Source organism: Pseudomonas sp. C8002 (genome assembly GCF_013385765.1).
In the GTDB taxonomy this organism is placed as follows: Bacteria; Pseudomonadota; Gammaproteobacteria; order Pseudomonadales; family Pseudomonadaceae; genus Aquipseudomonas.
Genome location: NZ_JACAPJ010000007.1, coordinates 98,597 through 123,571 on the forward strand (window position 1 = coordinate 98,597; position 24,975 = coordinate 123,571).

A 24,975-nucleotide genomic window follows, 5' to 3' on the forward strand; every position below is an offset into this window, starting at 1 on the left:
GATCTTGGGCGCCCCGTTAAACCACGCTGGCCGAACGCAGGCTTCGGAACCCCGCAATAAGTTATCCGGCTATTGTTACTTCACCTGCCCGCCACACACCGGCCACTTATCAATAAGCACACTTGATATTGCAACTTCCCCCAACCTTCTATCTGAACAAACTCTGAACCAGTAACAATTTAAGTCATTAAACGTTGACATCCGGCAACTGCCTGAGTAAATTCCCCGTGCCTGCAACTCAGGGCCATTTTTCAACCTCACAAAAGAAGCCAATGGACACAGTATCTAGTCGTTGTCCGATCACCGTGAATGCGGCGAATCGGGCGCCAAACCCAGAAAAAATGACGGGACTCGCCTTTCCGGCCGAGTAAGCTGCGCTAGAGCCTGACGCTCCAACGTAACTGCCTCACCGGATGCCAGTCCGGTCCCGAGGTGTGTTATGACCTTTCAACTGATTGTTTTACCTGATCTGCGTACGCTGGCTAACGCCCTGCGTGCCAAATTGTGCCGCGAGCCCGTAGGCTTTTCCCCTACCCGCAGCACCTTTGTGACCTCATCCCCCCGCGTGTGCCCGACTCCCCGGGCACACTGGCGTATCTGCCCCACCACCGGCCACCTGGTCCAGCAATGGGATCACGCCGACCCTCAAGACCCACAGAGACGGGACGTTTCCAGCCTGGTCGCGCAAGCGAGCCTGATGCTGAGCCTCTACGTGGACGCTCGCGCGGCATAAGCCAGCTGGAAACAGCAACTTCCTGATTATCCGTTACTTGATTAGCTGGAGTTCTCTATGGACGAAGCCAGTAGTAGCCCGCTGCGCGTTAGTTAACTAACGCGCTGTTAGCGGGCCTGTAGAAAGTTACCCAACACTTTATTTAAACCGATCGCGAAGTCAGCGACTCGGCATGCTTTCGCTCGCCTGTCATCAGGTAAGTACCGGGTATGTTTTGTCGAAAAATTGGCGACAGGAGTACACACAATGAGCGCAGTAAAAAACCCGAAACTGCACAAGAAAAACGGCACGGATACCGACACCAAGCTGTCGATGCGCGCCGCCCGCGAAGCCCAGAACGGCCTCTCGGCAACCCTCGCCAATGTCCGGGCAACCAAGGATGGCCTGACCGAACTGGATGCCTCTGCTCGCCTGCAACGTGAAGGCTACAACGAGGTGGCCCACGACAAGCCGCCTCACGCCATCGTGCAATTCCTCCAGGCCCTGAACAACCCGTTCATCTACGTGCTGCTGACCCTCGGCGCCATCAGTTTCTTCACTGACTACTGGCTGCCACTGCAGGCCGGTGAAGAAGCCGACCTGACCAAGGTCATCATTATCATGACCATGGTCATGCTCAGCAGCCTGCTGCGCTTCTGGCAGGAGCATCGTTCGGCCAAGTCCGCCGAGGCCTTGAAGGCCATGGTGCGCACCACCGCCACGGTGTTGCGTCGCGAGCAAGTGGGCTCCAAGCCGACCCTGCGGGAAGTGCCGATGCGCGACCTGGTGGCCGGCGATATCGTGCAACTGTCTGCCGGCGACATGATCCCGGCCGACATCCGCCTGATCGAGTCCCGTGACCTGTTCATCAGCCAGGCCGTGCTGACCGGCGAAGCCTTGCCGGTAGAGAAGTACGACACCCTCGGGGATGTGACGCAAAAATCCGCCACGTCCACGGCGGCCGACCAGGGCAACCTGCTGGACCTGCCGAACATCTGTTTCATGGGCACCAACGTGGTCAGCGGCCGGGCGAAAGCCGTGGTGGTTGCCACCGGCCCGCGCACCTACTTTGGCTCCCTGGCGAAGGCGATTGTCGGCTCCCGGGTGCAAACCGCATTTGACCGCGGGGTGAACAGCGTCAGCTGGCTGTTGATCCGCTTCATGCTGGTAATGACGCCGATCGTGTTCTTCCTCAACGGCTTCTCCAAGGGTGACTGGAGCGACGCGTTGCTGTTCGCCCTGGCAGTGGCGGTAGGCCTCACCCCGGAAATGCTGCCGATGATCGTCAGCGCCAACCTGGCCAAGGGTGCAACCGCCATGGCCAAGCGCAAGGTGGTGGTCAAGCGCCTCAACGCGATCCAGAACTTCGGTTCGATGGACGTGCTGTGCACCGACAAGACCGGCACCCTGACCCAGGACAAGATCATCCTCGAGCACCACGTCAACGCCTTTGGCAACCGTGATGATTCGGTGCTGACCCTCGCCTGGCTCAACAGCCATCACCAGAGCGGCATGAAGAACCTGATGGACCAGGCGGTCGTACAGTTCTCAGAGCAGAATCCGAAGTTCCAGGTGCCGTTTGCCTACAGCAAGGTGGATGAGTTGCCGTTCGACTTCATCCGCCGTCGCCTGTCGATCGTGGTCAAGGACGCGCAAAACGATCACCTGCTGGTGTGCAAGGGTGCGGTCGAGGAGATGCTGAGCATTTCCACCCACGTGATGGAAGGCGACGTGGCCGTCGAGCTGGATGATCGGCGTCGCAACGAGTTGCTGGCGATTGCCCAGGACTACAACGAAGACGGCTTCCGGGTGCTGGTGCTGGCCACCCGCAACATTCCCCATGCACTCGCCCGCAAGCAGTACACCACGGCCGATGAGCGCAACCTGGTGATCCGTGGCTTCCTGACCTTCCTTGATCCACCAAAGGAAACCGCTGGCCCGGCGATCGCTGCCCTGCGCGAAATTGGCGTGGCGGTCAAAGTGCTCACCGGCGACAACGCCATCGTCACCAGCAAGATCTGCCGCCAGGTCGGCCTTGAGCCAGGCGTACCGTTGCTGGGGACGGAAATCGAAGCGATGGACGACGCCACCCTCAAGCTGCGGGTCGAGGAGCGCACGGTGTTCGCCAAGCTGACGCCGCTGCAGAAATCGCGGGTGCTCAAGACCTTGCAGTCCAACGGCCACACCGTGGGCTTCCTCGGCGACGGCATCAACGACGCTCCGGCCTTGCGGGATGCCGACGTGGGCATCTCGGTGGACAGCGCGACGGACATTGCCAAGGAATCCGCCGACATCATCCTGCTGGAAAAGAGCCTGATGGTGCTGGAAGAAGGCGTGCTGAAAGGTCGCGAGACCTTCGGCAATATCATGAAGTACCTGAACATGACCGCCAGTTCCAACTTCGGCAACGTGTTCTCGGTGCTGGTGGCCAGTGCGTTCATCCCGTTCCTGCCAATGCTGTCGATCCACCTGCTGCTGCAAAACCTGATGTACGACATCTCCCAGCTGGCCTTGCCGTGGGACAAGATGGACAAGGAATACCTGGCCAAGCCACGCAAGTGGGACGCGAAAAACATTGGCCGCTTCATGATCTGGATCGGGCCGACCTCGTCGATCTTCGACATGACCACCTTTGCCCTGATGTGGTACGTGTTCTCGGCCAACAGCGTGGAAATGCAGACCCTGTTCCAGTCCGGCTGGTTCATCGAGGGGCTGCTCTCGCAAACCCTGGTGGTGCACATGCTGCGCACCCGCAAGATCCCGTTCTTCCAGAGCAACGCCGCATGGCCGGTGATGATGATGACCTGCATCGTGATCGGGCTGGGCATCTACGTACCGTTCTCGCCGCTGGGCGCGATGGTTGGCCTGGAGCCGCTGCCACTGGCGTACTTCCCATGGCTGGTGGGCACCCTGGTCGCCTACTGCTGCGTGGCACAACTGATGAAAACCCTCTACATCCGCCGCTTCAAGCAGTGGTACTGATCAACCGCCCCTGAAAGCGCTGGCTATCGGTAGATAGCCAGTGCACGCGGAGACAGACAATGAACACACTTATGAGCTACCTCGACAACGCTGCTCGCGCGCTGCTGGTGTTCGGCCTCGCCCAGGCGGCCAAAGCGGTGATGGTGCTGGGCGTACGGCTGTACGCGCGCAACGTGCTCAGCGCCGTGGAAATGCGCTTCATGCTGGGTTTTTCCAGCAGCTTGAACAGCACCTGCATCCGCTTGCTGCGCCCGCGTCGATAAATGGCAATACGCACTACAAGGAAAGATCACCATGCGCGTCTTGATCTGTGCAGGTCGTCATTACGCCGATACAAAAATGTCCCGCCAGGTGCTGGACGCCTACCACCGCCTGCGCCCGGTGCAGGTATTGATCCACGGTGGCAGCCAGTTCCTGGGCAGCGACGTGGAAGACTGGGCCCGGGAAACCGGAGTGGATGTGGTGCGTTACCCACCCAACTGGCAACGCCATGGCAAGCAGGCCGAACGCCATCGCAACCAGTTCATGCTCACCGACAGCCGGCCCGACGTGATCATCGCGCTGCCCGGTGGCGACGACACCTCGGAACTGGTGAGCCAGGCCAGGGCCAGTGGCATCCATGTGCTGACTGTAGACAGCTGAATCAACCCTTATTGGAGTATCCAGGCATGAACGAAGAACCCCGTTGTAGCGGTACCCCGTTGCACACTTTTTTCTATTTGAAACACGGCGCGTCCCTGCCAAGTCCGGTCGGGGCGCGCCACCGGCTGTTGATCGAGGTTCACCATGTACAAGAAACACACCCCTGACGGTTTCGCCAAATACCGCAACCGCACCACCCACGTTACCTTCCATCCCCTGCCCGCCTCCAAGCTTCGGGCAGTGCGGCGCAACCTGATTTTCGTCGGCGTGACCGCGGGCATCATGCTGGTGCTCAGCCTGATGTCGAATGCCCATGCGGCCGGCGGCTCCTACGTGGTCGACGATGGCGCAATCAACGCCCCGGGCGAATGCAATGTCGACGCCTGGTTCACCGCCAACCGGCACGCGGGCTCAACCCACAGTGAAACCCTGGCGCCGGCCTGCACTTCCGCTGCCATTGCGTGGTTGCAGTGGACTGCCGCCGTGTCCCGGGCCAACCATGATGGCGACGGCGAAACCCAAGTGAATCCGCAGCTCAAGGCGCAGTTGTGGGCCCGGGAAGACCTGGGCCTGGAACTGGCCGCGTCTGCCGGCGTGCATTACGCGCTGAACCGCCAGCACTCGTTTGATGGCGCGGACTTGAATGTGCCGTTTACCTGGCAGCCCATGGAGGCCCTGCGGCTTAACTTCAACGCCGGCTGGAGCCACGCTTATAACGACGGCGACCAGACCCATCGGCCGACCTGGGGCACCGGGTTTGAATACAGCCTGATGGACTCACTGACACTGATCGCCGAACGCTACGGCCAGCAAGGCGGCGACCAGGCGTGGCAAGCCGGGCCGAGGATGCATATCGGCAAGAATGTGGACGTGGACCTGGTGGTAGGACGCAGTTTGATCGGGGATCAGCATCAATGGCTCACGACGGGTGCCACACTGCGGTTCTAACCCGCAGACGATGACCCCTGTGGCGAGGGAGCTTGCTCCCGCTGGAGTGCGAAGCGCTCCCAAAGATTCCGGGGCCGCTACGCAGCCCAGCGGGAGCAAGCTCCCTCGCCACAGCAAGCTCCCTCGCCACAGGCTTGGTATGACCGTAATAGCGATTTAAACCTGCCCCTTGGCCTGCTGCTCCAGGTGCACCTGCAACGCAGGATCAATCTTCAACTGCGCCGCCAGCTCATCCAGATAATTGCGCTCCGCGTCCCGCTGGTCATCCACCAGCAGCACACTGACCAGGTACACCTCCGACGCCACCGCCGGGTCGCCGGCAAACTCGGCAAAATCCGCCGCATTCAACGGTTTGGCCACCTCGGCATCCAGCCACGCCTGCAATTGCGGGTCATCGGTGTGCTTGCCGATCTCGGCCGAGATCATCTGCTGCTCCCGCTCATCAATCTCGCCATCCGCCTTGGCTGCCGCGATCAATGCACGCAGCACGGCGTGGCTGTGTTCTTCGACCTGCGCGCCAGACAACTGGTCAACCGTCTGCAACGCCTGCTGCGGCGCCGACGCCTGTTGCCGCTGCCAGGCCTGATACGCCTGGAACGCCATCATCCCCAACGACGCCAGCGCCGCGTAGTTGGTGCCGCCGGTGCGCCCCTGAGGCGCCGCACGGGTTCCGCCAAGCATGCCGCCCAGGCCACCGAGCAAGCCACCAAGGCCGCCACCGCCTGAAGCCGAAGCAGCGCTGCCGCCCAGCAAACCGCCAAGCAAGCCGCCCAAACCACCGAGCCCGCCCTGAGACCCGGGTGCAGCGCCGCCCTGCTGGCTGGACGAGGCCTGGCCCGCCCGCAGCAATTGTTCCAGTAGATCGCCGGTATTCATGGTGTCACCCTCCCAGGGCGCAGAGTTCCAGATCAACAACAATAGCTGCGCTGCGCGAGAACACCATGACCGCCCGGCAGGCTCGCATTATCATGGCGACGCCCCCCCATCGAGGAACCTCACGTGACCCGTACCGAGCAGATTGCCTTGATGGCGACCTATAACCAGTGGATGAACCGCAAGGTGTATGAAGCGGCCCACGGCCTGAGCGACGAAGACTTGATTGCCGACCGTGGCGCGTTCTTCGGATCGATCCTTGGCACGCTGAACCACCTCGCCCTGGGTGATCGCGTCTGGCTCAAGCGTTTCGCCGAGCATCCGGCAGGCTTTGCCGCGCTGGTACCGTTAGACGCGTTGGGGTTGCCGCCACGTCTGAATCAACTGGCCTTCGCCGATATCCGTGAACTGTCGGCCCACCGCGCCTGGCTCGACCAGCTCATCATCGACTGGGTGCAGTCGATCAGTGAGTCGGACCTGGATCAGCCCCTGCAGTACCACAACATGGCGGGCACGCCCATGAACAAGAATTTTCATGCCCTGCTCGTGCACTTCTTCAATCACCAGACCCACCACCGGGGCCAGGTGACAACGCTGCTGACCCAGGCCGGGCGCGACGTGGGCGACACCGACCTGCTGGCGCTGATGGACTAGTTCAACCGCCGCTGTACTCGGCGTACGCCTGTATCAGCGCGGGGAAACTCTCCCTCTCCGGGAGCTGCGCAAAGCTGTGCTGTGCCGGGGTAGTCGCCCACGGCAGCTTTTCACTGGTCCAGGTTTCAATGAATGGCACATAGCCGCTGGCGTCATCCAGCATGGTGGGGCGCAGGTTGATCAGATCTTCCACGCCATTGGGGCGGGAAAACATCCAACTCATGCAGTGGGGGCAGCAGTAGTGGCGGTCTACGCCATGCAACCCGCCGATCACCGGGTTGCCCTGGGTGATGGTGAATCCGTGGCTGGGGATCAGCGCGCTCAGCGAGAACGCGCTGGATGACATCTTCTGGCACCCGGTGCAGTGGCACGCCATGGTGATCAATGGTTTTTCGGTCACGGTAAAACGCACCCGGTCACAACGGCAGCCGCCTTCCTGGGACTCTTGATTGCTCATCTTCCACTCCAGTCACATTGTGTGTGTGACCGGAGGATAAACGAGCGGGTGCGTCGCGAACAGCGATGCCGGTTTCGTTACGGCACAAAGAAGTCCGTCGAAAATGCCAGGTCCTTTTGCGCTTCCAGTGCTGCCAGACGGTCGCTGAGCTGCTTGTGCATCACGGTGTAGGCGTCTGGCCCCAAGGCAATGCGCTTGGGCGCAGGGTGCTGGTCGACGCTGGCAAGCATGATCGCAACCATCTTGGCGGGGTCACCCGACGACACCGTCGTGCCGCCTTCGATCATCCGCCGTGCGTGGCTGGAAGGAGAACGGTCGTAGTCTTCCAGGCGTGGCGCCAGTTGCGCGCTGCGGTAGCGAAAACCGGTGCGGGCGCTACCGGGTTCGATGAGGGTGCAGCCGATGTTGAAACAAGCCACTTCCTCGCCCAAGGCGTCGACAAAGCCTTCAATTCCCCACTTGCTCGCATGGTACAGCGAACCACCCGGGAAAACGGCCTGCCCGCCCATGGTGGACAGTTGCAGGATCCGCCCGCCACCCTGGGCCCTGAGGTGGGGCAGCGCGGCGCGCAACAATTGAATGGAACCCAGCAGGTTGGTACCCAATTGATGCTCGATCTGCTGATCGGTCATCTCTTCTGCGGCGCCGAAAAGGCCGTAGCCTGCGTTACTGACCACCACCTCAATGGACCCCAGCGCCTTGAATGCCTGATCGACCACCCGGCGAATCGCCGGGGTATCAGTCAGATCCAACTCGGCCAGCCACAGCCTTTCGCCATGAAGCGCTCGCAGGTCCGCCATGCTCGCCAAATCCCGGACCGTGCCCGCAACGCGCTCCCCCCGTGCCAATAATTGCTCGGTCATCTCGCGTCCAAAGCCACTGTTGGCTCCGGTGATCAACCAAGTGCGTAATGTCATGATCAAACCCTCTGTAGTGACATTGGAGACCCCAGCATATTCATCCGACCTAGACGATGAATGCGCTAGACTCCAGTTTTTATAAGCAATCGTCTAAATCATGACTGATCCATTTTCCGAGTTGCTCACCTTCATGCAAGCCCGCTCCGTGATGTCCGCCGGCCTGGTGGCGGGCGGACGCTGGGCGATCGCCTTTCCACCGGCTACCCAATTGAAGTTCTGGGGCGTGTTGCGAGGGACGTGCTGGCTGAAGATCAAAGGCGAAAGCACGCCCATTGCGGTAAACGAAGGCGATGTGTTTCTACTGTCGGCCGAAAGGCCCCATGTCATGGCCAGTGACCTGAGTGCAACACCGGTGGATTTGCAACAGATCCTCGACAAGCGAGTGGGTGCCCTGGCGTATCACGGCGATGGGGATGAGTTCTTCATGATTGGCGGCAAGGTGGAACTCAGCCCTGACTCCGAACACCTGCTACGTGCAGCACTGGCGCCCTTCATCCATTTGAATGCCAGGACCCATGCGCTCGAAACACTGCATTGGTTGCTCAATCAACTGGTGCGTGAACGGGAGCATGATCGTCCGGGTGCAGCAGTGGCCTCATCGCAACTGGCGCACCTGATGTTCATCGAAATTCTGCGTTTGCATTTCGAAACCGCACCGCCGCTGTCCGGCAGTTGGCTGCGCGCCATGACCGACAAACGCCTGGCGCCGGCGCTGCGCCTTATCCATGGCGAGCCGGGCGAAACCAGGCCGTTGGAGGTACTGGCCAAGGCGTGTGCAATGTCGCGAGCCAGCTTTGCGGCCTACTTCAAGGACGTCGCCGGGGTCTCGCCGATGGCCTACCTCACCCAGTGGCGCATGCGTCTGGCAGCGCGGGCGCTGGCTGAGGGCAAACGCTCGTTGATCGAGCTCGCGCTCTCGCTGGGCTACAACTCCCAGAGCGCATTCAGCCATGCCTTCAAACGTGAGATCGGGCGCTCGCCGTTGCATTACCAGCAGGCGCTACGGGTGTCGACGGAGGCGCAATACCCTCAAACGAACGCATGGAGCAGCGAACTGTCATAAAAGACAGAGCGGTGAACATCAGCCAATGGCTGCCCCGCCCTGCCCGCGCGCATCAGCAGATTACCGATGCGACGCATCCCCCAAGAAGGAGACGCTTACATGGTCATTCACTTCAAGGTCGCCGGGCATCTTGCCTGCGGTCATCACGGCAACAACCTCCCTTCCAGCACCGAGCTGAATCGGGTCAAGTGCCGTACCTGCCGTAACACCGAAGTCTTCAAGGAAGCCCGCCGCACCCAACGCAACGCCGCTCGGCGTGCCGCGCGCAAGTCCAAAACCGCCCATGCCGCCGGTGACTGGCGCAGTGCCTGGACCCAGCGCCTGACCGACCTGCCAGGCCGTCAGCGCCTGCCACGCGGGTTCCACGGCCAGCCATTCGTTTAAGTTACGCAGCCGGGGCACGACGGTAAGCGGCCAACAGCACGCCCATCGTCATCAACAACCCACCCGCCCCACGGTTGAAATGCTGCAAATGTGCGGGCCGCAGGCGACTGAGCAAGCGTGCCCCGCATACCGCGTAGAACATCATGATGCTGACATTGAGCACGCACAGCGCCAGCAACAGGCACGCGTACTGCGGCAGTTGCGCCTGGGTGCTGTCGACGAATTGCGGCAGGAATGCCGACATGAACAACAACGCCTTGGGATTGGAAATCGCCACCAGGAAACTGCGGGTGAAAATACTCGCCGAGCGGGTGCCGCCGTCCTCACCTTCGCCCACCGATGGCAACGCCGCCTGGGGTGATCGCAACATCTGCCAGCCGATCCAGATGAGGTACGCCGAACCGATCCATTTCAGCGCCTGAAACAGCCCTTCGCTGGCCGCGAGCAGCAATCCCAGGCCACACGCCACCGCCGTCACCAGCAACGCGTCGGCCAACACCGCCCCGGCCATGCCCCAGAACGCCGCCTGCAAACCATGGCGCGAACCATTTTGCAGGGCCAACAGAACCGTCGGGCCAGGTATCGCGATAATCGCGGCGCTCATCATGACGAACAGAAATAAGGTTGCCAGGGACATGACAGGTTCCTACGGGCTGATCAGCTGCGAATCATCCCAAAATATCCTCTGTGTGGCGAGGGAGCTTGCTCCCGTTGGGCTGCGCAGCGGCCCCAAAATCCTGGGAGCGCTTCGCACTCCAGCGGGAGCAAGCTCCCTCGCCACCGGTCATGTGTTGCTCAATTGGGTGCCAATAAAAAGCCCCGGATTGACCGAGGCTGTTGAGGGCTCATGCATCATTGGCGACCGGCCTCGACCGTGCCTTGTAACCCGGTAGCGCCGCGGCATACGCCAGCGCCTGCTCACGGGAACCGAAGGATGCCAGGCGATCAGCCTTGGTACAGACGCGCCACGGGCCGCTGTTGACCTGCACGATGTCATAACCGTTGAGATGCAGCTTGTTCAGCATGGGAGTGCTCATAGTCACCTCTCTCTCCAGAGATAATCCAGGTGTTTGCCCGGTCTACCATACACCCGCTGACGACGAGGCAGCCTACCGAACGTCGAGTCAGCGGTAGGCTGGCAACCCCCATCGCGCGAGGTCAAACGCCTCCAGGCTCAGCAGTCTTCCATCCGCATGCAGGAACTTCTCCTGCGGCATCGCCGGGTCCGGGATGGCCACGGCGTACATCCCGGCCGCCTTGGCCGCAGTGATGCCAAATGGCGAATCCTCGAACACCAGGCATTCAGCGGGCGTCACTCCCAGTCGCTCGGCAGCCACCAGGAAGATATCCGGCGCCGGCTTGGCAGCGCCTACCTGAGGGTCATCGGCGGTGACGATGGCATCGAACAAGCAGAACCAGTCGCGGTGCAAGGTGGTTTTCAGTTCGAAATAGTGCCGCGACGAACTGGTACCCACCGCAATCGGCACACCGTGGGCCGACAAATGCCGCACCAGCGCCTGGGCCCCGGCCATGGCCGCCGCCTGGGGGAACCGCGCATTCATCAATGGTGTGCGTTCCTGCAAGAACGTCTCGGGGCTCATCGGCAAGCCCACGGCCTGCACGATATAGCTGGCCAGTTCATAAGCCCCCAGGCCGATGGTGTTCTGCTTCATGCTCCAGTCAAAGGTGCGGCCGTAGCGGTCGGCAATCAGTTGGGTGACTTCGGTGTAGATGCCTTCGGTGTCGAGCAGCAGGCCGTCCATGTCGAAGATCACGGCCTTGATCGGCGCGGGTAGCGGTGCATTCATCACGGTGTCCTCAGGTGCGCCCGGCGTAATGGTCGATCAAGCGGTTGAGCAAAATCGCCAGCACGATGATCACCCCGGTGATCGCCATCTGGTAGAACGAGCCCAGCCCCAGCAGGTTGAAGATATTGCGCAACACCTGCAGCAGCATCACCGCCACCGCCGTGCCTACCACGCTGCCGCGCCCGCCGAACAGGCTGGTGCCACCCAGCACCACGGCGGCAATTGCATCCAGTTCCAGGCCCTGGGCAGCGGTCGGTTGGCCGACGTGCAGGCGTGAGGTCATCAACAAGCCGGCGAATGCTGCCAGGCCGCCGCAGATGGCGAACACCGCAATCGTCACCGCCCGCACCGGCACGCCGGACAGCCGCGCAGCCTCCAGGTTGCCGCCGGTGGCCAGCACATACTCGCCAAACACCGTGTAGCGCAGCACCAGCCAGGCGATGACGGTGATCAGGATAAAGATCAGCCCCAGCACCGGAAACGCAATGCCAGCGCTGGGCCAGATGTCGATCATGGCCGAGCCGAACGAGGTGAAGCTGGCCGGCAATCCGCCAATCGGCGCACCGTCGGATGCCAGGAAGGTGGCCCCGCGCAGCGACACCAGCCCGGCCAGGGTGATGATAAAACTCGGCACCTTGCCAAACACCGTGAGGCTGCCCATCAAGGTGCCGATGGCCAGTCCCACCAGCAACGTGGCCGGCACTGCCAGCCAGCCGCTGACCTGCTGCTGCAGGAGCACCGCCACCAGGATCCCGCCGAAGGCACACAGGCTGCCCACCGACAGGTCGATATTGGCCGTAAGGATAACGAAGGTCATGCCGATGGCGATGATCCCGACAATCGCCCCCTGCTGGAACAGGTTGGCGATGTTGCCGAAGGTCAGGAAGTCGTCCGACAGGAACGTCGCCACCACCACCGCAAACAGAAAAATGAACACAAAGTTGTAGCGCATCACCCACTCCAGCACCGCACTGCGACGGCGGCTGGTAAGGGTGACGGGCTTATCGAAAACCGGGCTTGGGTTGCTTGCAATAGTCATGGTTCTACACTCGTTCTACCGATAAGGATGGCCTGGTCGATCTGGTCGCGACTGGCAGTCAAGGGGTCGAAACACAGCGCGTTGCGCCCCTCATGCATCACCCAGATGCGGTCGCAATTGACGTACAACTCGTCCAGCTCGCTGCTGGCGACCAGCACCGCCGCCCCTTCCTGCGCCAGGCTGCGGGCCAGGGCATAGAGGTCGGCCTTGGCGCCGACATCCAGGCCACGACTGGGCTCGTCCAGCAGCAACAGGCGCGCGCCGTCGATCACCCACTTGGCCATGACCACCTTCTGTTGATTGCCGCCGGAGAGCTGGCGTACCGGTTGCTCAAGGTTGTCGAGCTTGGTCTGCAAGCGCTGCAGCACCGGGCCGGCGCGGTCCTTGGCCTGGCGATGGGAGAACCAGTTCAAGTGCCGGGTATGCACCAGGCAGGCGTTGCGGTAGATCGGCGCATCCAGCAGCAGGCCTTCGGTCTTGCGGTTTTCCGGCACCAACCCGACGCCCTGGCGGATCGCCTGGCGCGAAGTTTGCGGCTGATAAGGCTGGCCAAACAGTTCAACATCGCTGTCGTTGCGCCCCACGCCAAACAAGGCTTTGAGCAACGTGCTGCGCCCTGCCCCGTTAAGCCCGGCAAGCCCGACAATTTCGCCCTGACGCACTTCCAGCCCCTGCACGTCCAGGCCCTGCTCGCCTTGCAGCCGGCGAATATTCAGCGCCAGGTTGTCCCGCGGCGCCTGACGCGGGCTGCGTTCCAGCAGGTCGCGGTGCTCGCCGACCACGGCGGCGATCAGCGCCTGGTCGTCGATCTGCGCCAGCTCGTGGGTTTGCAGGGTTCGCCCGGCACGCAGCACCGTGACCCGGTCGCCGATCTCGCGAATTTCATTCAAGCGGTGGCTGACATACAGCACCGCCACACCCGCCGCAGTGATCTCGCGAATCACCTGGAACACCCGCTTGAGTTCGGTCTCGTTCAGCGCCGCCGAAGGCTCATCCATCACCACCAGCCGGGCCTCACAGGTCAGTGCCCGGGCGATGGCCGCCAATTGCTGGTTGGCAATCGACAGGCTGCCCACCCGGTCGGAACTCGAGAAGTTGGCCCCGACCCGCAACAGTGCGGCCTTGGCCAACGCACTGCGCTTGCCCCGGGAAATAATCCCGAAGCGCTGGGGCGCATAGCCGAGCATCAGGTTCTCTTCGACGGTCATCTGCGGGATCAGGTCGAGCTCCTGATAGATCATCGCGATCCCGGCCTGGCGCGCCTGTTGCGGATTCTTCAGTTCCACCCGCCGGCCCGCCACCGACATCTCGCCGCCATCCGGGCGATGGGCGCCGGCGACGATTTTCAACAGGGTACTTTTGCCCGCGCCATTAGCGCCCAGCAGGCAATGCACCTCACCGGGCCGAACGTCGAGGGAGGCATCGGTCAGCGCCACCACATTGGGCGGAAAACGCTTGCTGACATGACGGATATCCAGGGCCAACTCACTCATGATCCTGCTCCAGCAAATAGCGGGCGGTGGCCGCGTCGGTGGCCAGCACATTGACATAGCCGGCCTTGACGCTGGCGTGGACGATGCGGTGCTTTTGCGCGCCAACGCACACGGCAATGGACCAGGCCTTGTCGCGCAAGGCGGCCAACGGCAGGCCCAGGGTGCGGGCGTCGAGTTCGGGCATCACCGGTTCACCGTCCATGCCGATAAAGCGGCCCATGATGTCGCCGACGGCGCCCAGGCGTTCCAGCTCTTCGAGCAATGGCCGGTCGATGTAACCCGACTCCATCAACACCGAATGATCAGACAACTCCCCCAGGCTGAAACACGCCACCGGCGCCTGTTGCCCGAGGCGCAATACCTGGGCGATCACCGGGTCCTGCTCCAGCGCCTCGCGGGTATGCGCATGCCCGAGAATCGCCGGCACCGGCAGCAACGTGGCCTGGCCACGGGCAGCCTGGGCGAAGCGCTCGGCGACGTTATGGCTGGACTCGCCCATCGAACGGGTATTGATCGCGCCGTTCAGCAGCACCACGTTGACCCCCTCGTTCCAGCGCGGCACCAGCCACTGGGCCATTTTGGTCAGGGTGCGGCCCCACGACACGCCGATCAGCGCCGGCATCGGCTGCAAGTTGCACAGGTAACGGGCGGCGGCCTGGGTCACCACGTTCAGCGCGGTGTCGGCATCTTCCACATCCAGCACCAATGCTTCACGCAGGCCGAAACGCCGTTGCAAGGCCACTTCCAGCTGCGGCAAGCGCGCCGAGCGAGCGACGATATCGATGCGCACCACCCCGCAATCCCGCGCCTCGCGCAGCAAGCGGCTGACTTGCCAGCGGGTCAGGCCGGTCTCTCGGGAGATATCGCTTTGGGTCTTTTCCAGGTCGTAATACAGCTTGGCCACCTGGACCATCAAGTCATCACGCTGGGAATCGGCCGACAACCGCGTGGCAAACGTTTCTTCAGGATGGGCGCTCATGCTGCCGGCCTTACGCCGAGCGTGCGGTTCGCCGGTGGCTTGCAACTGATGGGCGCGACGCTGTCGGTGGCGGCGCGATAGCGGCCCAACAGCTCGATGTATTGCTCGTGGGCGTAAGGGTCGGGCTCGATCAGCCGGCCGATGGTGGTGAAGTCGGTAGCGGCTTCCTGCAAGGTGCCGAACTCGCCGAGGGCGCAGGCGGCAGCGGCGGCGGTGCCGATCAGGGTGAGGTTGTCGTGGGGCACCATTTCGAACGGCACACCGGTGGCATCCACCGTGGCCTGCAACCACAACGGGTTCTTCTGGAAACCACCGGCGGCGACCACCCGGGTGATCTCGATGCCCTCGGAGCGCCAGGTGTGAAAGATGTTCGCCGAGCCCAGGGCAATCGCTTCCACCGAGGCGCGGTACAGGTCATGCCGGTCATGGTTCAGCGACAGGCCCATGATCGCGCCGCGCATGTCCGGTGAGCGGTACGGTGTACGGTTGCCCATCCAGTAATCGAGCACCAGCAAGCCGGTGGAGCCGGGCTGCAGTTCTGCGGCCTGGCGGATCAGGCGCTGGTGCCCGGCATCGTCGAGGCCGAACATCTTTTGCGCCAGCCAGTTGAGGATCGAACCGGCGGAGACTTGCCCGCCTTCCATCAACCATTGGCCGTCGAGCAAGGCGCCGGGGTACGGGCCCCAGATGCCCGGTACGTCGATGCGTTGCGGGGTGTGCATCAGTTGCACCACCGAGGTACCGCCGATAAACAACAGCTCGCCGGCGCCAGTGGTGCCGGCACTGAGCATTGCCATGTGGGCGTCGATTCCGCCCTGGGCCACCAGGGTGTCGCGGCTCAGGCCCAGATGATTGGCGGCATCGGCGCTCAAAGGGCCGATCCGGCCACCGACCTTGATCACTTCCTGAGGGAGTTTTTGCGCCAGTTCAGGCACGCCCAGTTCGGCGTACAATTCCACCGGAAAACGCTGCTGCAGGGTGTCGTAATTCCACTTGCAACTGGCATTCAATTGGGAGGCGACCCAGCGCCCGGTCAACTGAAAGTTGATCCAGTCCACGGCCTCGCAAATACGCTCGGCGCGCTGGTAAACCTGAGGCTCGTGCTCGGCCAGCCACATGGCCTTGGGCACCAGCCATTCCACCGCGTCACCGCCCTGGTTCATCATCGGGTGGCTGACGTGGGCCGTGCGCGCCGACTCGGCAGCGGCGCGGCAATCCATCCATAACAACGCCGGGGCCAGGGGTTGGCCGTCCGCCTGGGCAACCACCACGGTGGAGGCTGTGGTGGCGACGCACACCGCCGCCACCTGCGGGTGCCCGGCCTGGGCCATCAACTGCCGGCAGGCCTTGCCCAGCGCCGACCACCAGTCCGCCGGCGCCTGCTCGGCCCAACCCAACTGCGGGTATTGCGTGGCATACGGCGCCTCGGCGACGTGTACCAGTTTGTGGCTGTGCAGGTCATACAAACCAGCCCGCACCCCACCTGTTCCGAAATCCAGTCCCAACAACAAGGTCATCGGTAGTTCTCCTGCGTCTTGTAACAACGCTTTTTGTTTTAAGCCCGGCAACGCACAGCGTCGTCGGGCTTGGCGACACACAGCTGACGCGGCTCAGGGACGGAAAATTACCTTGGCCGCGACTTCGCTGCGATCGGCATAGCGCTTGAACATCGCCGGCAATTCATCCAGCGGCAAGTCGTGGGTAATCATGAACTGCCACTGCAATTCACCGGAAGCCAGCTTGTCGATGGAGGCCGTCCACTCATCGCCCGGGAACGGTGCCGAGAACGAGTTCCAGGCGCCGTGCAGGGAGATTTCCTGGCGCAGGAAGTGCGAGAACGTCGCAGTGCTGAGGGCCACGTCACTGGTGGGAATGCCGATAAACACCACATGCCCGCCAGCCTTGGTCAGTTGAACGGCCTGGTTGATCGAGCTGGGATGGCCTGCCGCTTCAATCACCAGTTGGCAACGGGGCAACTCGGCATCCGCCGCGCCGCTGAGCAGGGTGTGGGTGGCGCCGGCTTCGCGGGCCATGGCGAGTTTCTCTTCGGCGATGTCGATGGCGACGATGTCCTTGGCCCCCATGATCCGCAGCCACTGGATCGCAAACAGGCCGATCGGCCCGCAACCTACCACTGCCCCGCTCTGCCCGGCCTTGAAGTCGGCTTTCCAGATCGCATGCAGGGCAATCGCCGCCGGGTCCACCAGGGACGCGGCAATCGGGTCCATGCCTTGGGGCACCTTGATCAGGTTGCTCAGGGGCACATTGACGTACTCGGCATACGCGCCGTCGCGCCGGCTGCCGAAGTAATCGTAGCGCTCCGAGCGGGACGGAAAGCCTCGGGCATATTGGTCGCTGCTGACGTCCGGGATCATCGGCGGCACTGTCACCAGTTCGCCGATGGCATAGCCTTCGACACCGCTGCCGATCTCTTCGATAAAGCCTGCGAATTCATGGCCGCAAATCAGCGGCATCACATGGGCGCCCTTGCTCAGCATGCGCGGGATATCCGAGCCGCACACGCCGCAGGCGGCGACCCGAACCAGCGCGTGGCCGGCCTTGACCGCAGGTTTTGGAACATCTTCGACCCGGATATCGCCCGGTTGGTACATGACGGCAGCTTTCACAGTGAATTCCTCTGTTGAGTGACGAGTGCGTTCGAACAGGCACCTCCCGCAAGAGGTGCCCGCAAAAATCCATAGCGTGGCGGCGCAGATCCGTCAGAGCGCGCCGGGGCGGTATTCGCCGAAGGTAGAGTCATGCTTGACCTCGGCCACGTTGGCCTTGGTCACCACCTGGGTGCCGGCGTCGACAAAGTTCGGCACCGACTTGCCGGCCGCCAGGGCCCGCGCCGCCTCGATGGCGACCTCGCCCAGGTAGCGTGGGTCGTTGAGGGCGGTGGCCACGTATTGATCGCCGCTCTGGATGGCATTCAAGGCCTCGGACAAGCCGTCGATCCCGGCCACGAGGACGTCTTTCTTGCCGCTTTCGGTGAGCACTTGCAGCGCGCCCATGGCCATGTCGTCGTTATGCGCGATCACCGCCTTGAGGTCCGGGTGCGCTTGCAGCAAATCCTGCATTGCCGTGACTGCGTTGGCGCGCATGTACTCGCTGTAGGGGCCGTCGATGATCTTGAAGTCGGTGCCGGCCAAAGCGGTGTGGAAGCCCTTGCGGCGTTCTTTCATTACCGTACCGCCGGCGTCGCCCTGGATCTCGATGATCTTGCCCTTGGTCACACCGCGCTGCTTGAGCGCGGCGAGCAGCGCCTTGCCGGACAGCTCGCCCATCTCGGCATTGTTACGGCCAATGGTGGTGGCGACCGGGGCATTGATTGCGCGGTCGACGGCAATCACCGGCACCTTGGCGCGTTTGGCGGCGTCGAGGGCCGCGCCCACGGCGTCGGGGTTCACGGCATTGATGATGAGGATGTCGACCTTGCGGGTCAGCAGGTCCTGGATATCGTTGTTCTGCTTGCTGATATCGCCGTTGGCGTCGAGGAAGATCAGCTCGTCGCCGCCCTTGGCCGCTGCAGCCTTGGCGCCGTCGCGCAGTTGTACGTAGAAGGGAGATTGCAGGGTGACCTGGCTGAAACCGATCTTCAGATCCTTGGCCTGGGCGTTCAGCGCCAGCGCCGAGGCCGCGACAGCCAGTGCAAGGGCCAGCACATGAACAGGTTTACGGGCTATCTGGAGCATGGTGATTCCTATTTTTATTGTTGTCAGGATTCGGGCACGGCCTTCAGGGAGGTCGTGCTCACAAATGTGAACCGCGATCACATTTGAAAAACTATGCCTTGCTCCCGAGAGTGTCAAGGCCAATTTGTTAAATTCCGAACAAATGAAATAAAAATCACAATGCTGTTTGAGTCAGATCAGCAGGATCGCCCCGCTGTCCCTGATCACCTGCTGCTGTGCCGCCTCGAGCCCGGGGTCGCTGATCACCCGCTGGAAGTCCGACAGCTCGGCAAAGTGTGCCGCACGTACTTCGTCGAACTTGCTGTGGTCGGCCACCAGCACGCAGGTCTGCGCCCGCGCCATGACCCGGCGCTTGACCTCCACTTCGTTGAGGTTGTAGCAGGTCACACCGTGGGCGGCGCTGACGCCGGCCGCGGAAATGAACGCCCACGCCACACGGATGCCATCCAGGATGCCCGCCTCGGCATGGCTCTCGAAGACCATGTTGCGCCGATGAAAGGTGCCACCGCAGAGGATGATGGTGCAGTGGGGCTTTTGCTGGAGCTTGAGCAATACGTTGAGGGAATTGCACAGCGCGGTGAACTCCAGGTCATCCGGCAACGCCTCGATAATGAACGGCGTGGTGGTGCCGCAATCGATAAACACCGTGTCGCCGGGGCGCACCAGGCTGGCGGCCAGCACGCCGATCTGACGCTTCTCGGCGACGTGGCGCTGGTCCTGTTCGGCGACCTGGTAATCGGGCTCCGGCGGCCCGCTGCGGGTTACGTGCCCGCCCAACAGGCGCAGGCCCTGGGGGCTGTCTGCCAGGTCGCGGCGCAGGGTCATTTCCGATACGCCCAGCAATGCGGCCATGTCACGCAAGTGAATCGCCGACTCGCCCTGCAAGGCCTTGTGCATGGCCCGAAATCTTTCGCTTTTCTTTGAATCCACTGCGTTCCAACCCTCGTTGAATGCGTGCCCTTGATCAGGGCAGTCACAAATTCCATTTACAATGTTATTTATTTCACATTTAATGCATCCAACTTAACACAAACCGGCTTTTCCCAGCACCTCATCCTTACAGGACACTTGCCATGCCGACTGATCCGTTGCCGCTCGCGGCCTATATCGACCACACCCTGCTGGCCGCCGATGCTTCCCAGGCGAGCATTCGCCAACTGTGCGCCGAGGCCCGCGAGCATGGCTTCAAGTCCGTGTGCGTCAACAGCGCCAACGTGCCGCTGGCCGCCGAATGCCTGCGCGACGCCGCGCCGTTGGTCTGTGCCGTCGTCGGCTTCCCCCTGGGTGCGGGCTTGAGTGCGGCCAAGGCTTATGAGGCAAAGCTTGCGATCGAGGCCGGTGCAGGCGAGATCGACATGGTGCTGAACATCGGCTGGCTGAAGGATGGCCTGCTGGACCAGGTACGCGACGATATTGCCCAGGTGCTGGCGGCCTGCGGCGCGGTACCGCTGAAAGTCATCCTCGAGACCGGCCTGCTCGATGACCAGCAGAAAACCCATGCCTGCAGCCTGTGCCGCGAGCTGAACGTGGCGTTCGTCAAGACCTCCACCGGTTTCGGCCATGGCGGCGCGACATTGGCGGATGTGCGCCTGATGCGTGGCGTGGTGGGGGCGCAGATAGGCGTGAAGGCGTCGGGCGGCGTGCGCGACCTGGCGACGGCCCAGGCGATGATCGAAGCCGGTGCTACGCGCCTGGGCAGCAGCTCCGGGATCGCCATCGTCAGCGGCGCAAAGGCGGCCGCGGGCGCCTACTGAGTTGAGTGCAGCGCTGGCGCCCTTTCACAACCCTTTCACAGTCGGGCGCCTATGGTCATCTCAGCTCCTGGTGAAAACCTTTAAGCCCGCGCTCCCCATCGCGGGCTTTTCTTTGCCCGGAATTTATCCGCAGGTCAGCTACAGCCGGCGTGGCGGTGAGCCGGCGCAGGCCACGCCCTCCAGGCAGAATACAAACGGGGCTACCACTTGAATTTCGCCTTTGAGCAGCATTGAGGGTGGAGGCGCAGGCACTGGCGACGCCGCCGGAACGAATCGCTCCACGGCGCTGACGAACAGATCCGAACCTGTATGGCTGATGACTTTGTGGCGTATCAGGTTGCCTTTGGCGTCGACCACGAATTCAACCCTGACCAGGCCGGTCAATCCTTGCAGGCGAGCTTCTTCGGGGTACGACTTGAAGTGATTGAGGTGAGTGAGCAACTGGTATTCCCATAAGCGTTGTTCTGCCAGTTGTTCCCGGGTGGGGCCGCTCGTGCAGGCACAAAGCAGTAAGACAAGTGCGATCCAGCTGTATTTCATAAACGCAGTTCCGTTGACGTTTGGTGTGCAAGGTGAGGCTAATCAAGGCTCGGTGCGTCAGCGTGTTATCCAGGTCGAACAGAATGGCCCGTGGGTACACGAATGCTTCTTGTGGAAAACCAAATCTGCCTCTCAGGCGGTGGTACTGACGATGGAACCGGTACCGCTTCCACCGTCGGAAGTCAGTGCCTGCAACAACGCCGAAGACGCAGACTGCAATGCAGCTGCCGTTGCGGCAATCTGCGCCTGGGCGGCAGCCACGGCGGCCGCTTTGGCGTCTGCGCTTTGATTGCTGGCCTGGGCCTTTTGCATGTTTTGCTGCTGCTCTTGAAGCTGCTTTTGCAACTCCGCAATCTGCTTTTTCAGCGCCTTGACGGTGTCGGACTCCTGCGACGTGGATGCCGCCTGGCCGCCACCTGCAGCGGGCGCACTTTTGGCACCCCTGTCCGGGTTGAGACTCAAGGTTCCAGAGTCTTCGGTCTTGGAGCTATCGCTGACGCTGGCCGGACTTGGGTTGGCGGGTACTGAAGCGAGACTGCTGACGTTCGTGATCATGTCAAATATCCAATTCCGGTATCGATGTTAATTGATCGGCGCTTAAGCTGATTACTTTAACCCGTTATCGACCCTACCGAACCTGGCGACAACAGCGGACCAATTCAGCGGCAAGGTCTCGAAAAGACGTTGACCAGGCTTCCATCCGGATCACGCAGCAATACCGAAGTGTTGCCCCATGGCATGACCGTCACCGGCATCACCACGTCAGCCCGACCGATACGCAGCAGGACGGCCTCCACATCGTCCACTTGAAACTCCAGGATCGCCGAACGGTTGCTGGCGGCGACTGCCAGTCCATCGTTGTGAAGGCGGACCAGGCGCTCATCGGCTATGGCCAGGACGACGCCGTCGAGGTGAATTTCAGCGAACCCGTCAGCCAGGTGCCTTGGCTCGACAGTCGAGAGGTTGTGATAGAACTGAACGAGCCGTTCAAAGTGGTTGGTAACGAGACGAACAGACGAGAATTTCATCATTTGACCTGACAGGAGTGAGAGAACTCACCTTAATTCAAGCCCGCGTCAGTTCCTGACAGTAGTGTTCTTATCGGCGTTCCAAACCACAGCCTGTGCCACCACCACGTACTCGCCATTGAAGGTTGCCGCTGGCGAGCCGTAAAGCTGGTAACCCAGCGCAAGCGCTTCAGAGACCCGGTGACAGAAGGAGGCATCGTCCTTGCCTGTCAGGATCCGATAGGTAGGTAGGCCTTCAGGAGGGGAATTCTGCATGGGAGCACCTGCTGGAACAGTTAAGGAAAGCCACTTGACGATCGGGTGACGCCGGCTTGTGCCCGATGATATCAGTCAATGATCACGTCGCGACCCTCGGCCTTCAAGCGCGCGAGATTGTCCTTCATCTGCTGCAACCGTTCAGGCGGATGCCCGTGCCATTTCGTGACCTCCGCCACGACGCGCAAAGGGTCAGTGGAGCGATAGGAAAGCGTGGGATTGCCGGGAAACTTCTTATCCGTCACGTTGGGGTCATCCATGATTGCCCCCGTTGGCTCCACAACATAAATCCGTTCCCGCCCACTGCCGAGCGCCAGCTCAGCCCCCCAGATGGCGGCATCCAGCGTGCCCGCAAAGTAAACCCAGGACAGTGCTTTACCTTCTGTAAAGTTGGACGGGTAGCCGACGCGGATCAGATCGCCCGGCTCCAGGTCGGCCCGGGTACCGTGAAAGAACTGACGGATGAACATGCCAGCGGTATTTGACATGGGCTCGTTGCTCCGTGGATGAATGTTATGTTTGGATGCGAATGCCCCCATCGGCTGGGTTCCTCTATACCACCGCACCTCAGGAAACCGTTGTGACGAATCTGACCATACGACGCGCCAGTATCGACGACTTGCCTTTCATTGTTTTGCTGCTGGCAAATGACTCCCTGGGGGCTGTTCGAGAAGATAGCAGTCTTCCGCTTCAGAGTTCCTACACACGAGCGTTTGAGGCCATCAACGCAGACCCGAACCAGTTTCTTGCCGTCGCTGTGGCTGATGAAGAGGTGGTCGGTACTCTCCAACTTTCTTTCATTCCGAATATTTCTCATCGGGGCGCATGGCGAGCTCAAATCGAAGCCGTCCGCGTGCACGAGCGAATGCGTGGGAGCGGATTGGGCCGGCAATTCTTCGAATGGTCGTTTGAGCAAGCACGTCAGCGCCACTGCCAACTGATCCAGCTTACCTGTGATCGTACGCGGCCAGATGCTCATAGGTTTTATGAGTCCCTGGGGTTCTTGCCAACCCACACAGGCTTCAAGATGAAGCTGTGACCATTTGAGGCGAGCTGGCCCGGCGTTTGATTGCCGGGCCGGAGGGCGGAGTCAAAGCAATACAGTAGCAAGCATGCCCAAGGCGCCGAGGACAAACCCGATGAGTGCGCCACGCCCTGGTGCTTCATGGAACAGCGCCCAGACCACCACGGGCTCAAGCAGCAACAGGGAGGTGACTGAGACCACGGTGACGACCCAGATATCACCGACCGCCACGTACCCCAGCCAATACGCACCCAACAGGCAAAGCCCGGCAAAACACATCAGCACAACGGGAAGGACGAACGCCTCCCATGAACCATGCCCTGTCTGGGCAAGCCTGGCGGTTACCACCTCGCTGTAGATTGCACAAAACTCCCCCACCACCATCAACCCTAAAGCAGAAACTCCGAGTAGTTCTTTGGACATATCAAAAACTCCTTCGTATTCAACGCAATATTTTTCAGCTCCCAGCGAGCAATGCCGCTGCCCAGGAGCGTGTTGCAGTGATACGAAGCAGCCTTGAACAGGCCTGAATTACCGAAGTGCTTTTCCATGCTCATGTCCTTCAAAGGGTGAGTCTCAGCGCCCGGAAAAGGGCGCTCGCTGCGATCATACGTTCCGACAGCCCGCCTGAACAACCTGCCCCCTCTCGGTCTGCCGCGAAGTGCTTCTGCAGGATCAGTGAGCGTTGAACCAGTCGGGGTGCACAACCGGAAAGTGCTTTTTCAGCCAATCCACAAATGCATTCACCTGGGGTGCAAGATGGGATCGGCTGGGGTAAAGCACGGAAACCAGGCGCGGTGTCGGACGAAGTGCGCCGAGTACTTCAACCAGTTCTCCACTGGCGAGGTACGCCCCGACGGTAATCCCCGGTGCTTGAATAATGCCGAAGCCTGCAACGCCGCATTGAACGTATGCGTTGGACTCGTTCACGGTGATACCGCCGCGTGGAGTGTGTGGATGGTCCTCGCCCGCCATCGAGAAGTGCCAAGGCAGCGGCCTGTTGTTTTGACCCGAAAGAAAGCCGACGCACCGGTGGCCGGCAAGGTCCGCCAGGGTTTCCGGTACCCCGTAGGCCTGGAGATAACTTGCAGATGCACAGGTCACCATGATTGCGCTGCCTATTTCCCTGGCTACCAGGCTGGAATCCGGGAGATCACCGATTCGCAATACGCAATCGATGCCTTCCGCCACCAGGTCTACCCTGCGGTCGGTCACGCCGAGTGCCAGTTCGATCTCGGGAAATGCCTCGGTAAATTGCCTGAGGCTTTCCATGAACCCGTGCTGGGAAAACGCTGTGGGAATATCAATCCGAAGCCGCCCACTCAGCGTCGAGCCACTGCGGTCGAACATGGAAGTGGTTTCTGCGATGGTGGCCAGAATCTCTTTGACACGCTCGTAAAATCGTTCGCCCTCAGCCGTCAGCTTGACTTTACGCGTCGTGCGCTGGAACAGGCGCACACCCAGGGACGCCTCCAGTTCCTGAATAGTGCGCGTGACATAGGGACGGCCGGTCTGCGTCGCCTCCGCGACTTTTGTGAAGCTGCCCAACTCCGCCAGCTTGGCAAATACCTGCATCGACTGTAGAAGCGCCATACGTCTCGTCCCCGGGAAGCCGGTGAAGGGTTGATTGTTACTCTCCAGAATAACAATGCTGTTGGATTCTGCCCATTTATGCCGCGCTGCGAAACCTCAACAATGGCCCCAACAACAAGGAGGCACTTGCCT

General features: G+C 61.5%; 30 protein-coding genes. 10 read left to right on the plus strand and 20 right to left on the minus strand.

Annotated elements, in window-relative coordinates:
• Positions 1–439: 439 nt before the first annotated feature.
• From HX814_RS11800 to HX814_RS11820, 5 genes are all read left to right on the plus strand, one after another.
• A complete protein-coding gene (locus HX814_RS11800) occupies positions 440–733 on the plus strand; it encodes a hypothetical protein (protein WP_003219143.1) in 294 nt (97 codons plus the stop codon).
• Positions 734–979: 246 nt separating this feature from the next.
• Positions 980–3,694, plus strand: a complete 2,715-nt coding sequence (gene mgtA / locus HX814_RS11805) for a magnesium-translocating P-type ATPase (protein WP_102606048.1) — start codon at positions 980–982, stop codon at positions 3,692–3,694.
• A 59-nt stretch (positions 3,695–3,753) separates the two neighbouring features.
• Positions 3,754–3,957, plus strand: coding sequence for a hypothetical protein (locus HX814_RS11810; protein ID WP_256343952.1), 204 nt, complete (start codon positions 3,754–3,756; stop codon positions 3,955–3,957).
• Positions 3,958–3,988: 31 nt separating this feature from the next.
• The gene (locus tag HX814_RS11815) at positions 3,989–4,336 is read left to right on the plus strand and encodes a DUF2493 domain-containing protein (RefSeq protein WP_003217865.1); all 348 of its coding nucleotides are present in this window, start codon (positions 3,989–3,991) and stop codon (positions 4,334–4,336) included.
• A gap of 144 nt (positions 4,337–4,480) precedes the next feature.
• On the plus strand, positions 4,481–5,284 hold the full coding sequence (locus HX814_RS11820; RefSeq protein WP_177008535.1) for a hypothetical protein: 804 nt from the start codon (positions 4,481–4,483) through the stop codon (positions 5,282–5,284).
• A 156-nt stretch (positions 5,285–5,440) separates the two neighbouring features.
• Here the strand turns inward: HX814_RS11820 and HX814_RS11825 are convergent, their stop codons facing one another.
• On the minus strand, positions 5,441–6,160 hold the full coding sequence (locus HX814_RS11825) for a tellurite resistance TerB family protein (RefSeq protein WP_087693913.1): 720 nt from the start codon (positions 6,158–6,160) through the stop codon (positions 5,441–5,443).
• 123 nt (positions 6,161–6,283) lie between these two features.
• Here HX814_RS11825 and HX814_RS11830 point away from each other — a divergent pair, with 123 nt between their 5' ends.
• A complete protein-coding gene (locus HX814_RS11830) occupies positions 6,284–6,811 on the plus strand; it encodes a DinB family protein (protein ID WP_134326561.1) in 528 nt (175 codons plus the stop codon).
• A 1-nt stretch (position 6,812) separates the two neighbouring features.
• Here HX814_RS11830 and HX814_RS11835 read toward each other — a convergent pair whose 3' ends face one another.
• Together HX814_RS11835 and HX814_RS11840 are read right to left on the minus strand one after the other, a co-directional pair.
• The gene (locus HX814_RS11835; RefSeq protein ID WP_102606044.1) at positions 6,813–7,268 is read right to left on the minus strand and encodes a GFA family protein; all 456 of its coding nucleotides are present in this window, start codon (positions 7,266–7,268) and stop codon (positions 6,813–6,815) included.
• A 77-nt stretch (positions 7,269–7,345) separates the two neighbouring features.
• Positions 7,346–8,185, minus strand: coding sequence for an SDR family oxidoreductase (locus tag HX814_RS11840; RefSeq protein WP_177008536.1), 840 nt, complete (start codon positions 8,183–8,185; stop codon positions 7,346–7,348).
• Positions 8,186–8,285: 100 nt separating this feature from the next.
• On the opposite strand from HX814_RS11840, the gene HX814_RS11845 reads away from it, so the two are divergent.
• Both HX814_RS11845 and HX814_RS11850 read left to right on the plus strand, forming a co-directional pair.
• Positions 8,286–9,251, plus strand: a complete 966-nt coding sequence (locus HX814_RS11845; protein WP_177008537.1) for an AraC family transcriptional regulator — start codon at positions 8,286–8,288, stop codon at positions 9,249–9,251.
• Positions 9,252–9,350: 99 nt separating this feature from the next.
• On the plus strand, positions 9,351–9,635 hold the full coding sequence (locus HX814_RS11850) for a hypothetical protein (protein ID WP_003207761.1): 285 nt from the start codon (positions 9,351–9,353) through the stop codon (positions 9,633–9,635).
• Between the two features lies 1 nt (position 9,636).
• Here the strand turns inward: HX814_RS11850 and HX814_RS11855 are convergent, their stop codons facing one another.
• From HX814_RS11855 to deoR, 10 genes are all read right to left on the minus strand, one after another.
• Positions 9,637–10,272, minus strand: coding sequence for a LysE family translocator (locus tag HX814_RS11855; RefSeq protein WP_008435048.1), 636 nt, complete (start codon positions 10,270–10,272; stop codon positions 9,637–9,639).
• Positions 10,273–10,480: 208 nt separating this feature from the next.
• Positions 10,481–10,672 carry a hypothetical protein gene (locus tag HX814_RS11860; protein WP_023658809.1) on the minus strand — a complete coding sequence of 64 codons (192 nt, stop codon included), beginning with the start codon at positions 10,670–10,672 and terminating at the stop codon, positions 10,481–10,483.
• An 87-nt stretch (positions 10,673–10,759) separates the two neighbouring features.
• Positions 10,760–11,443 carry an HAD-IA family hydrolase gene (locus tag HX814_RS11865; RefSeq protein ID WP_102368995.1) on the minus strand — a complete coding sequence of 228 codons (684 nt, stop codon included), beginning with the start codon at positions 11,441–11,443 and terminating at the stop codon, positions 10,760–10,762.
• A 10-nt stretch (positions 11,444–11,453) separates the two neighbouring features.
• A complete protein-coding gene (locus tag HX814_RS11870) occupies positions 11,454–12,482 on the minus strand; it encodes an ABC transporter permease (RefSeq protein WP_003207754.1) in 1,029 nt (342 codons plus the stop codon).
• A complete protein-coding gene (locus tag HX814_RS11875) occupies positions 12,479–13,975 on the minus strand; it encodes a sugar ABC transporter ATP-binding protein (protein ID WP_003207752.1) in 1,497 nt (498 codons plus the stop codon). Before HX814_RS11875 ends, HX814_RS11870 begins: the two co-directional genes overlap by 4 nt.
• Positions 13,968–14,954, minus strand: coding sequence for a sugar-binding transcriptional regulator (locus HX814_RS11880; protein ID WP_003207750.1), 987 nt, complete (start codon positions 14,952–14,954; stop codon positions 13,968–13,970). The genes HX814_RS11875 and HX814_RS11880 overlap by 8 nt, the downstream gene beginning before the upstream one ends.
• Positions 14,951–16,471, minus strand: coding sequence for a ribulokinase (locus HX814_RS11885; protein ID WP_087693921.1), 1,521 nt, complete (start codon positions 16,469–16,471; stop codon positions 14,951–14,953). The genes HX814_RS11880 and HX814_RS11885 overlap by 4 nt, the downstream gene beginning before the upstream one ends.
• Before the next feature lie 93 nt (positions 16,472–16,564).
• The gene (locus tag HX814_RS11890; RefSeq protein WP_023658808.1) at positions 16,565–17,581 is read right to left on the minus strand and encodes a galactitol-1-phosphate 5-dehydrogenase; all 1,017 of its coding nucleotides are present in this window, start codon (positions 17,579–17,581) and stop codon (positions 16,565–16,567) included.
• Positions 17,582–17,674: 93 nt separating this feature from the next.
• Positions 17,675–18,649 (minus strand): substrate-binding domain-containing protein, encoded by a 975-nt coding sequence (locus HX814_RS11895; RefSeq protein ID WP_003207745.1) that lies wholly within the window; start codon positions 18,647–18,649, stop codon positions 17,675–17,677.
• A 171-nt stretch (positions 18,650–18,820) separates the two neighbouring features.
• Entirely contained in the window at positions 18,821–19,579 is a 759-nt protein-coding gene (gene deoR, locus HX814_RS11900) for a DNA-binding transcriptional repressor DeoR (protein ID WP_008435058.1), read from the minus strand.
• 143 nt (positions 19,580–19,722) lie between these two features.
• On the opposite strand from deoR, the gene deoC reads away from it, so the two are divergent.
• Positions 19,723–20,403, plus strand: a complete 681-nt coding sequence (deoC, locus tag HX814_RS11905) for a deoxyribose-phosphate aldolase (RefSeq protein ID WP_003207741.1) — start codon at positions 19,723–19,725, stop codon at positions 20,401–20,403.
• 138 nt (positions 20,404–20,541) lie between these two features.
• Here the strand turns inward: deoC and HX814_RS11910 are convergent, their stop codons facing one another.
• The 5 genes from HX814_RS11910 to arr form a co-directional block, all read right to left on the minus strand.
• Positions 20,542–20,943 carry a TonB family protein gene (locus HX814_RS11910; protein ID WP_003207740.1) on the minus strand — a complete coding sequence of 134 codons (402 nt, stop codon included), beginning with the start codon at positions 20,941–20,943 and terminating at the stop codon, positions 20,542–20,544.
• Between the two features lie 132 nt (positions 20,944–21,075).
• The gene (locus tag HX814_RS11915; RefSeq protein ID WP_177008538.1) at positions 21,076–21,498 is read right to left on the minus strand and encodes a hypothetical protein; all 423 of its coding nucleotides are present in this window, start codon (positions 21,496–21,498) and stop codon (positions 21,076–21,078) included.
• 104 nt (positions 21,499–21,602) lie between these two features.
• Positions 21,603–21,971 carry a VOC family protein gene (locus HX814_RS11920; RefSeq protein ID WP_008435061.1) on the minus strand — a complete coding sequence of 123 codons (369 nt, stop codon included), beginning with the start codon at positions 21,969–21,971 and terminating at the stop codon, positions 21,603–21,605.
• A gap of 48 nt (positions 21,972–22,019) precedes the next feature.
• Positions 22,020–22,226: a DUF1737 domain-containing protein gene (locus HX814_RS11925; RefSeq protein ID WP_177008539.1), complete on the minus strand. Its 207-nt coding sequence runs from the start codon at positions 22,224–22,226 to the stop codon at positions 22,020–22,022.
• 71 nt (positions 22,227–22,297) lie between these two features.
• Positions 22,298–22,714 carry an NAD(+)--rifampin ADP-ribosyltransferase gene (gene arr, locus HX814_RS11930; RefSeq protein WP_023658807.1) on the minus strand — a complete coding sequence of 139 codons (417 nt, stop codon included), beginning with the start codon at positions 22,712–22,714 and terminating at the stop codon, positions 22,298–22,300.
• Between the two features lie 92 nt (positions 22,715–22,806).
• On the opposite strand from arr, the gene HX814_RS11935 reads away from it, so the two are divergent.
• The gene (locus HX814_RS11935) at positions 22,807–23,265 is read left to right on the plus strand and encodes a GNAT family N-acetyltransferase (protein ID WP_177008540.1); all 459 of its coding nucleotides are present in this window, start codon (positions 22,807–22,809) and stop codon (positions 23,263–23,265) included.
• Between the two features lie 51 nt (positions 23,266–23,316).
• Here the strand turns inward: HX814_RS11935 and HX814_RS11940 are convergent, their stop codons facing one another.
• A complete protein-coding gene (locus tag HX814_RS11940; protein WP_032899360.1) occupies positions 23,317–23,634 on the minus strand; it encodes a hypothetical protein in 318 nt (105 codons plus the stop codon).
• Positions 23,635–23,925: 291 nt separating this feature from the next.
• Positions 23,926–24,825 (minus strand): LysR family transcriptional regulator, encoded by a 900-nt coding sequence (locus tag HX814_RS11945; protein ID WP_102370266.1) that lies wholly within the window; start codon positions 24,823–24,825, stop codon positions 23,926–23,928.
• Positions 24,826–24,975: the final 150 nt, after the last annotated feature.

Coding starts and splice junctions, on each gene's coding strand:
- HX814_RS11840 (WP_177008536.1), bottom strand. CDS start 8,185: ATGACATTACGCACTTGGTTGATCACCGGAGCCAACAGTGGCTTTGGA.
- HX814_RS11925 (WP_177008539.1), bottom strand. CDS start 22,226: ATGCAGAATTCCCCTCCTGAAGGCCTACCTACCTATCGGATCCTGACA.
- arr (WP_023658807.1), bottom strand. CDS start 22,714: ATGTCAAATACCGCTGGCATGTTCATCCGTCAGTTCTTTCACGGTACC.
- HX814_RS11875 (WP_003207752.1), bottom strand. CDS start 13,975: ATGAGTGAGTTGGCCCTGGATATCCGTCATGTCAGCAAGCGTTTTCCG.
- HX814_RS11850 (WP_003207761.1), top strand. CDS start 9,351: ATGGTCATTCACTTCAAGGTCGCCGGGCATCTTGCCTGCGGTCATCAC.
- HX814_RS11860 (WP_023658809.1), bottom strand. CDS start 10,672: ATGAGCACTCCCATGCTGAACAAGCTGCATCTCAACGGTTATGACATC.
- HX814_RS11920 (WP_008435061.1), bottom strand. CDS start 21,971: ATGAAATTCTCGTCTGTTCGTCTCGTTACCAACCACTTTGAACGGCTC.
- HX814_RS11885 (WP_087693921.1), bottom strand. CDS start 16,471: ATGACCTTGTTGTTGGGACTGGATTTCGGAACAGGTGGGGTGCGGGCT.
- HX814_RS11800 (WP_003219143.1), top strand. CDS start 440: ATGACCTTTCAACTGATTGTTTTACCTGATCTGCGTACGCTGGCTAAC.
- mgtA (WP_102606048.1), top strand. CDS start 980: ATGAGCGCAGTAAAAAACCCGAAACTGCACAAGAAAAACGGCACGGAT.
- HX814_RS11945 (WP_102370266.1), bottom strand. CDS start 24,825: ATGCAGGTATTTGCCAAGCTGGCGGAGTTGGGCAGCTTCACAAAAGTC.
- HX814_RS11865 (WP_102368995.1), bottom strand. CDS start 11,443: ATGAATGCACCGCTACCCGCGCCGATCAAGGCCGTGATCTTCGACATG.
- HX814_RS11815 (WP_003217865.1), top strand. CDS start 3,989: ATGCGCGTCTTGATCTGTGCAGGTCGTCATTACGCCGATACAAAAATG.
- HX814_RS11895 (WP_003207745.1), bottom strand. CDS start 18,649: ATGCTCCAGATAGCCCGTAAACCTGTTCATGTGCTGGCCCTTGCACTG.
- HX814_RS11810 (WP_256343952.1), top strand. CDS start 3,754: ATGAACACACTTATGAGCTACCTCGACAACGCTGCTCGCGCGCTGCTG.
- HX814_RS11845 (WP_177008537.1), top strand. CDS start 8,286: ATGACTGATCCATTTTCCGAGTTGCTCACCTTCATGCAAGCCCGCTCC.
- deoC (WP_003207741.1), top strand. CDS start 19,723: ATGCCGACTGATCCGTTGCCGCTCGCGGCCTATATCGACCACACCCTG.
- HX814_RS11880 (WP_003207750.1), bottom strand. CDS start 14,954: ATGAGCGCCCATCCTGAAGAAACGTTTGCCACGCGGTTGTCGGCCGAT.
- HX814_RS11820 (WP_177008535.1), top strand. CDS start 4,481: ATGTACAAGAAACACACCCCTGACGGTTTCGCCAAATACCGCAACCGC.
- HX814_RS11940 (WP_032899360.1), bottom strand. CDS start 23,634: ATGGTGGTGGGGGAGTTTTGTGCAATCTACAGCGAGGTGGTAACCGCC.
- HX814_RS11835 (WP_102606044.1), bottom strand. CDS start 7,268: ATGAGCAATCAAGAGTCCCAGGAAGGCGGCTGCCGTTGTGACCGGGTG.
- HX814_RS11825 (WP_087693913.1), bottom strand. CDS start 6,160: ATGAATACCGGCGATCTACTGGAACAATTGCTGCGGGCGGGCCAGGCC.
- HX814_RS11910 (WP_003207740.1), bottom strand. CDS start 20,943: ATGAAATACAGCTGGATCGCACTTGTCTTACTGCTTTGTGCCTGCACG.
- HX814_RS11915 (WP_177008538.1), bottom strand. CDS start 21,498: ATGATCACGAACGTCAGCAGTCTCGCTTCAGTACCCGCCAACCCAAGT.
- HX814_RS11855 (WP_008435048.1), bottom strand. CDS start 10,272: ATGTCCCTGGCAACCTTATTTCTGTTCGTCATGATGAGCGCCGCGATT.
- HX814_RS11870 (WP_003207754.1), bottom strand. CDS start 12,482: ATGACTATTGCAAGCAACCCAAGCCCGGTTTTCGATAAGCCCGTCACC.